This window comes from Allobosea sp. 01N443, from assembly GCF_056399325.1.
In genome coordinates this window covers 1-6,728 of the sequence record NZ_JBFTRC010000259.1, presented here as the reverse complement: position 1 = coordinate 6,728, position 6,728 = coordinate 1, and the positions used below count along the sequence as shown (strand labels likewise).

The 6,728-nt window shown below is 66.2% G+C and carries 8 protein-coding genes; 7 read left to right on the top strand and 1 reads right to left on the bottom strand.

Annotation, left to right across the window (positions count from 1 at the left end; genetic code table 11):
- Positions 1-218 precede the first annotated feature (218 nt).
- Positions 219-1,034: an enoyl-CoA hydratase gene (locus AC1DRP_RS33790; protein WP_476770807.1), complete on the bottom strand. Its 816-nt coding sequence runs from the start codon at positions 1,032-1,034 to the stop codon at positions 219-221.
- Between the two features lie 103 nt (positions 1,035-1,137).
- Between AC1DRP_RS33790 and AC1DRP_RS33785 the strand changes: the two genes are divergently transcribed.
- The 7 genes from AC1DRP_RS33785 (at position 1,138) to argC (ending at position 6,290) form a co-directional block, all read left to right on the top strand.
- Positions 1,138-1,554, top strand: coding sequence for a PaaI family thioesterase (locus AC1DRP_RS33785; RefSeq protein ID WP_476770806.1), 417 nt, complete (start codon positions 1,138-1,140; stop codon positions 1,552-1,554).
- A 284-nt stretch (positions 1,555-1,838) separates the two neighbouring features.
- Complete coding sequence (gene rplM / locus AC1DRP_RS33780; protein WP_113516586.1) at positions 1,839-2,300, top strand: 50S ribosomal protein L13; 462 nt, start codon at positions 1,839-1,841, stop codon at positions 2,298-2,300.
- 2 nt (positions 2,301-2,302) lie between these two features.
- Complete coding sequence (gene rpsI / locus AC1DRP_RS33775; protein WP_043232079.1) at positions 2,303-2,782, top strand: 30S ribosomal protein S9; 480 nt, start codon at positions 2,303-2,305, stop codon at positions 2,780-2,782.
- A gap of 96 nt (positions 2,783-2,878) precedes the next feature.
- Positions 2,879-3,637, top strand: coding sequence for an SDR family oxidoreductase (locus tag AC1DRP_RS33770; protein ID WP_476770805.1), 759 nt, complete (start codon positions 2,879-2,881; stop codon positions 3,635-3,637).
- Positions 3,638-3,783: 146 nt separating this feature from the next.
- Positions 3,784-4,029 (top strand): hypothetical protein, encoded by a 246-nt coding sequence (locus AC1DRP_RS33765; RefSeq protein WP_476770804.1) that lies wholly within the window; start codon positions 3,784-3,786, stop codon positions 4,027-4,029.
- A 21-nt stretch (positions 4,030-4,050) separates the two neighbouring features.
- The gene (gene speB / locus AC1DRP_RS33760; RefSeq protein ID WP_476770803.1) at positions 4,051-5,010 is read left to right on the top strand and encodes an agmatinase; all 960 of its coding nucleotides are present in this window, start codon (positions 4,051-4,053) and stop codon (positions 5,008-5,010) included.
- A gap of 347 nt (positions 5,011-5,357) precedes the next feature.
- Positions 5,358-6,290 (top strand): N-acetyl-gamma-glutamyl-phosphate reductase, encoded by a 933-nt coding sequence (gene argC, locus AC1DRP_RS33755; RefSeq protein ID WP_476770802.1) that lies wholly within the window; start codon positions 5,358-5,360, stop codon positions 6,288-6,290.
- Positions 6,291-6,728: the final 438 nt, after the last annotated feature.

Here is a 6,728-nt window from a genome sequence, read left to right as displayed (position 1 = left end):
GTCTACGGGACAAAAGGCGACCGTTTTGCAGTTGCCAGCCGTGCCGCAGCCGGAAGAAGAGACCAAGGAGCACCTACAAACCGAGATGCCGGAGCACTTCCCCGCGATCCTGTGAACAGGCGCCTGATGGATAGCTGCACGCGGCGTGTCACGGTTGTCGCCGCGTGCGGCGCTGATTCCGGATTGATGGAGAGGGCCCGACTGAGGCTCCTGAGCCGCTAGTTGCCGTTCCAGACCGGCTGGCGTTTCCCCATGAAGGCGCCGATCCCTTCCTCGGCGTCGCGGGCGAGCATGTTCTCGACCATGACCGCCGATGCGTGATCATAGGCTGCGGCGAGGCCCATCTCGCGCTGCTGGTAGAAGGCGCGCTTGCCGACCTTCACCGTGGCAGTCGATTTCGATGCGATCACGCCCGCCAGTCGCAAGGCCTCCGCAAGCGCTGCGCCCGCCGGAACGACCCGGTTGACCAGCCCCATCCGGGCCGCCTCCTCGGCCGGGACCATCTCGCCCAGCAGCAGCATCTCCAGCGCATGCTTCCCCGCGAGGTTGCGCGAGAGCGCCACCATCGGCGTCGAGCAGAACAGCCCGATATGGACCCCGGGCGTGCAGAACCGCGCCTGCGCGCCGGCGACGGCGAGATCGCAGGTCGCGACGAGCTGGCAGCCCGCAGCGGTCGCCGTGCCTTCCACCGCTGCAATGACGGGCTGGGGCAGGGCGGTGATTTGCTGCATCATGGCCGAGCAGCGGCCAAGGATATCGGTGAAATAGGCGCGGCCACGGTCTGGATCGGCGCGATGCGCGCTCATCTCCTTGAGGTCGTGACCGGCCGAGAAGACCGGGCCGGCGGCCGTCAGCACGACGGCGCGCACCGTATCGTCTGCCGCAATGGCCCCGAAAGCCTCGCTCAACGCGGCCAGCATCGCTTCGCCAAGCGGATTGCGCGCCTGCGGACGGTTCAGCGTCAGTGTCGCGATGCCGTCCTGGTCTGCGCGCAGCAGGACCCGGGCGGTGCCGGGCTCGATATGGGCATTCATGGCATGGCCTTTCGCATCCGTGGCTATTGTCGGAGCCCAACCGTCATGCTGYAAGGGGAGGAGTTTCCCGCTGGCATCCGGTTTCCCGCACATGACACCCCGCATGACGATCTCAGAGGTGGAGACCTATCTCGATCAGGTCTTCCCGCAACTCCATTATGGCGGGCGCACTCATTTCATCGAAGATGTCGGCCCGCTGACGGCGCGCATGCGCTGCGACTATCACGAGCGGCATTTGCGCCCGGGGGGCACGATCTCCGGTCCGACCATGATGGCGCTGGCTGATCTCGCCCTCTATGTCGCGATCCTCGGCCAGATCGGCCCGGTCGGCCTCGCTGTGACGACGAGCCTCAACTACAATTTCCTGCGCAAGCCGGGGCCGGTGGCGCTGATCGCGGACGCCAGGCTGCTCAAGCTCGGCAAGCGGCTCGCCGTCGGAGAGGTCGCGCTGTTCTCGCAGGGCGACAGCGAGATGGTCTGCCATGCGACCGGCACCTACTCGATTCCGTCGGAGCGCTAGGAGTCGAGCGCTGGTCCTGGCCGCAGAACCGTCTCCGTGGGGGAATCGGAGCGTCGGGAGAAGCGCAGGGAAAGGGATGATCCTGCCGGACCTCGCAGGATCGCTGGAACGGAATGCGGTATCTAAATACCGTTTTTGCCATTGCACTGAAAACAATGCGATTTTTCGCCTTGGACCGTGATCGTGGTGCTTGACAGTACGGCAGCTTGCCCCTATCCACCGCCCCACACCGCCGCCGGCCTTCCGGCGGCTTGTCCTTTTTCAAGCAACCGAAGGGTGCCGCGATGAAGACCGTCTCGCTCAAGCCCGCCGACGTCGAGAAGAAGTGGGTTGTGATCGATGCCTCCGGGCTGGTCGTTGGTCGTCTCGCCTCCGTTGTGGCGATGCGTCTGCGCGGCAAGCACAAGGCCGCCTACACCCCGCATGTCGACTGTGGCGACAACATCATCGTCATCAACGCCGAGAAGGTGGTCCTGACGGGTCGCAAGCGCGACCAGAAGGTCTACTACCATCACACCGGCTTCCCGGGTGGTATCAAGGAGCGTTCCGCCAAGTTCCTGCTCGAAGGCCGCTTCCCTGAGCGCGTCGTCGAGAAGGCTGTCGAGCGCATGCTGCCGCGCGGCCCGCTGTTCCGCCAGATCCTGGGCAACCTGCGCGTCTACAAGGGCGCTGAGCACCCCCACGCCGCCCAGTCGCCGGAGGCGCTCGACGTCGCCGCGCTCAACAGCAAGAATGCGAGGCTCTGATCATGGCTGAGGTTCTTCAGTCTCTCGAGCAGCTCGGCCAGGTCGCCAAGACGGCTCAGCCCGACGCTCCCGTTCACGTCAAGAAGGTCGATGCGCAGGGCCGCGCCTATGCCACCGGCAAGCGCAAGAACGCCATCGCCCGCGTCTGGATCAAGCCGGGCTCCGGCAAGATCACGGTCAACACCCGCGACCAGGAAGTCTACTTCGCTCGTCCGGTGCTGCGCCTGATCCTGCAGCAGCCGCTGATGATCGTCGACCGCATGACCCAGTACGACGTCGTCGTCACGGTCAAGGGCGGCGGTCTCTCCGGCCAGGCCGGCGCTGTGCGCCACGGCATCTCCAAGGCCCTGACCTTCTACGAGCCGGAACTGCGCGGTCCGCTCAAGAAGGAAGGCTTCCTGACCCGCGACTCGCGCGTCGTCGAGCGTAAGAAGTTCGGTAAGGCCAAGGCCCGCCGCAGCTTCCAGTTCTCGAAGCGCTGATCCGGCTCACGCAGTCTGGCTATGCTTACAGGGCGGCTCGCAAGAGCCGCCCTTTTCGTATTGGCTGCAGCTCCGCACCAGCTGGAGTCGCCGCCGATGAGCGCTACCCGTCCCGTTCTTCTCGTTACCGGAGGCAGCCGCGGCATCGGCGCCGCCATCTCAGTCATGGCGGCCGGTCGTGGCTATGATGTCGCCGTCAACTACCAGCGCGACGCGGCCGCGGCCGCAACGGTTGTCGCGGCCTGCAAGGCCGCGGGCGCAAGCGCCGTTGCACTCCAGGGCGACATGTCTGGTGAGGCGGATATCCTGCGCGTCTTCGCCGAGGCGAAGGGGAAGCTCGGGCCCATCGCCCAGGTCGTCAACAATGCAGGCATTACCGGTAAGTCGGGCCCGCTGGCCGAGGCGGACGCAGAGGTCATTCGCAACTGCATCGACGTGAACGTCACCGGCGCGCTGCTGGTCGCGCGTGAAGCGGCACGGGCGCTGCTCGCTCAGCCGGAGCGGAAGGGCAGGGCGATCGTCAACATCTCCTCGGCTGCGGCAACGCTCGGCTCGCCCGGCGAATATGTCTGGTACGCCGCCTCCAAGGGAGCGATTGATACGTTGACGGTTGGTCTGGCGAAGGAGCTTGCTCCAGCCGGCATCCGCGTCAATGCGGTTGCGCCCGGCATTACCGAGACCGAGATCCACGCCCTGTCGACGGGCGAAGCGGGCAGGGTCGAGCGCATCGCGCCGCTCGTTCCCCTGCAGCGGGCGGCGTCTCCGGACGAGATCGCCGAGGCCGTGCTGTTCCTGCTGTCCGAGGCTTCCGCCTATACGACAGGCGTGGTTCTGCGGGTGGCGGGCGGGCGCTGATAGCGCCGGGGCCCTGAACGACAGATTCGGCTGTGACTGCCGCCCGGCGCGGCTGGATCAGGGCAGCGGCCATGCTAAACCGCAGGCTCACGTCTCCGGTTCCAGCCTCCGCCATGCGCATCCTGCTCGTTCTCATTGCTTTCGGAATGATCGCAGTTCCCGCGCTGCTCGCGCTTGCGCGGACGGGGGAGCCGACCGGGCGTCGGGTCGGACGGGCGTTGATCATCTTCCTGACGCCGGCCTTCGCGCTCGGCCTGATCCATGGCGTGCCTGAACTCGATGGCCGCGCCCTGCAGAACCCCATCGCCTGGACCACGTTTCGGCTGGTCCTGACCGGCCTCGCCCTGATCCTGCCCTGGTGCCTCTATGTCTGGCTCACGGGCAGGCGCTGACTTCATTCACGGATTGCTGCCATGACCGAACCCGTCGACACCCCCTCCATCGACCACGCCTTCACCGGCGATCGGCGCGGCCCGGCGCAGGACCCGACCTATGCCGGCGCGCTCTCCTTCATGCGCCGCCGCTACAGCAAGGATGTCGCCGGCTGCGATCTGGTGATCTGGGGCGTGCCCTTCGATCTCGCGGTCTCCAACCGGCCGGGCACGCGCTTTGGACCGCAATCGTTGCGCCGCGTCAGTGCGATCTTCGACGGCGATGCCCAGTATCCGTCGCGCATCGACCCGTTCGAGCATCTCTCGGCCGTGGATTACGGCGACTGCTCGCTGCCGCGCAGCGACCTGCTGGGCTGCGCCAAGGCGATCGAGCGCGAATCCGCCGCGATCATCGCCACCGGCGCCCATCTGGTGACGCTCGGCGGCGACCATTTCATCACCCTGCCGCTGCTGCGCGCCCATGTCGCCCGCCATGGCAAGCTGGCGATCGTCCAATTCGATGCGCATCAGGACACCTGGGACGATGGCGTCGGCGCTGTCTCGCATGGCACGTTCATGCTGGAGGCGGTGCGCGAGGGGCTGATCGATGTCGATCGCTCGATCCAGGTCGGCATCCGCACGGTTGCGCCCCGGGATTGCGGCATCCAGGTGCTTGGCGCCTATGAAGCCCATGRGCTCGGCGTCGATGGCGTCGTCGAGCGCATCAAGCAGCGCGTCGGGCAGGGCCCCGCCTATCTCACCTTCGATATCGACGCGCTCGATCCGGCCTTCGCGCCGGGCACGGGCACGCCCGTTGCCGGCGGCTTTACTGCGGCGCAGGCACTGCGCATGGTCTGGGCCATCCGCGATCTCGATTTCCGCGGCATGGACATCGTCGAGATCTCCCCGCCCTATGACCATGCCGACGCGACGGCGATCGCCGGTGCCGCCGTGGCCCAACACTACATCCAGGCGCTGGCGCTGAAGAAGAAGGCCGGTTGAATCGCTGTGCGAGCGGGCTGAATCGACTTACGAGCCGCGTGCACCAAGCGATTCAATCTGTTGGCAAATCTGGCATGACGCAAGCCTTCGCCCCGTCGGGCGAGAGGCTTGCCGTGCCCCGCAGGGCAACGTCGCGTCACATGCCGATTGACAGGGGCGGCGCCCTCCCACATATCAGCGTCATGTTCATGTGCTCGATCCGACGTCGCACCAACCAGGCCGCCCCGGCGCGCCCGCGATGACGCTCGGCTGAACCCCGAATTGTCCGCGAACCGCGCCCGGAGCGCGGTTTTTTTATGCCTGATGCTGACCTATCAATGAGCGCGAGCGCGCTTTCGGAGGCCCTGATGAGCCAGAATCTGAAATCGATCTTCATCGACGGCGAAGCCGGCACCACCGGCCTTGGCATTCGCGACCGGCTGGCAGAGCTGCCGGAGGTCGTCGTGAAGAGCATCGATCCCGACAAGCGCAAGGATCCGGCCGCCCGCAAGGCGATGATGGCCGGGGTTGATCTCGTCGTGCTCTGCCTGCCTGACGAGGCAGCGAAGGAATCGGTGGCGCTCGCCGACGAACTCGGCGCGGACGCTCCCAAGATCGTCGATGCCGCGACTGCCCATCGCGTCGCGCCGGGCTGGGTCTACGGCTTTGCCGAACTCGCCCCCGGCCATGCCGCGGCAATCGCCAATGCCAACCGCGTCTCCAATCCCGGATGCTACCCCACCGGCGGCATCGCCCTGCTGCGGCCGCTGGTCGATGCGGGCCTGCTCGCGCAGGATCATCCGGTGACGGTCAATGCCGTTTCCGGCTATTCCGGCGGCGGCAAGAGCATGATCGAAGCCTATGAGGCGGGCGTCGCCCCGTCCTTCGAGCTCTACGGGCTGGGGCTCAAGCACAAGCACCTGCCGGAGCTGCAGGAATACGCGCGCCTGACCCGGCGGCCGATCTTCGTGCCGTCCGTGGGCAATTTCCGCCAGGGCATGCTCGTCTCGGTACCGCTGCATCTCGACACGCTTCCGGGCAAGCCGAAGGTCGCCGACCTGCACGACGCGCTGGCGGCGCGCTATGCCGGCTCGACCTATGTGAAGGTGGTTCCGGCCGAGGCCGGCGGCAAGCTGGAAGCGGAGTCGCTCAACGACACCAACCAGCTCGAATTGCGGGTCTTCGGCAATGAGGAGCTGCGGCAGGCGGTGCTCGTCGCCAAGCTCGACAATCTCGGCAAGGGCGCCTCGGGCGCTGCGGTCCAGAATATCCGCCTGATGCTCGGGCTCGGCGAAGCTTAGATCATCGAGCCGGATATCGTCCGCAAAGGCGAAAGGCCCGGCCCCAAGCGGGGCCTTCTCCGTTGAGGCAAGGGGAGCAGCGCGGGCAATCCGCTGCGGTCATGACCTATGGTCAGCTGACGGGGTCGTGATGACCCTTTGCCTTGACGTCCCCCAAATGGGGGTAGCCGATATGGGGAGGGATGGCCTCTATCGGGGGATCGGTTGTGCGTAATGTCACGTCGCTGCGGCGACTGGTGGCTTTACGACACGAGACCCGAGACTAGTCCCCGCCGCTTTGGCTGCCTCCATGGCAGCTGTGAGCGACATTATTTGCGGTGTGGGCAACGCCGCCATGGTTGGGTCAAGCAGCCATGGCGGCGTCTTTTTATCTCAGCCCTTGTAGGGGACGAAGTTCTGCTTCTGCGTGCCGAGGCCGTCGATGCCGAGAGCCACGAC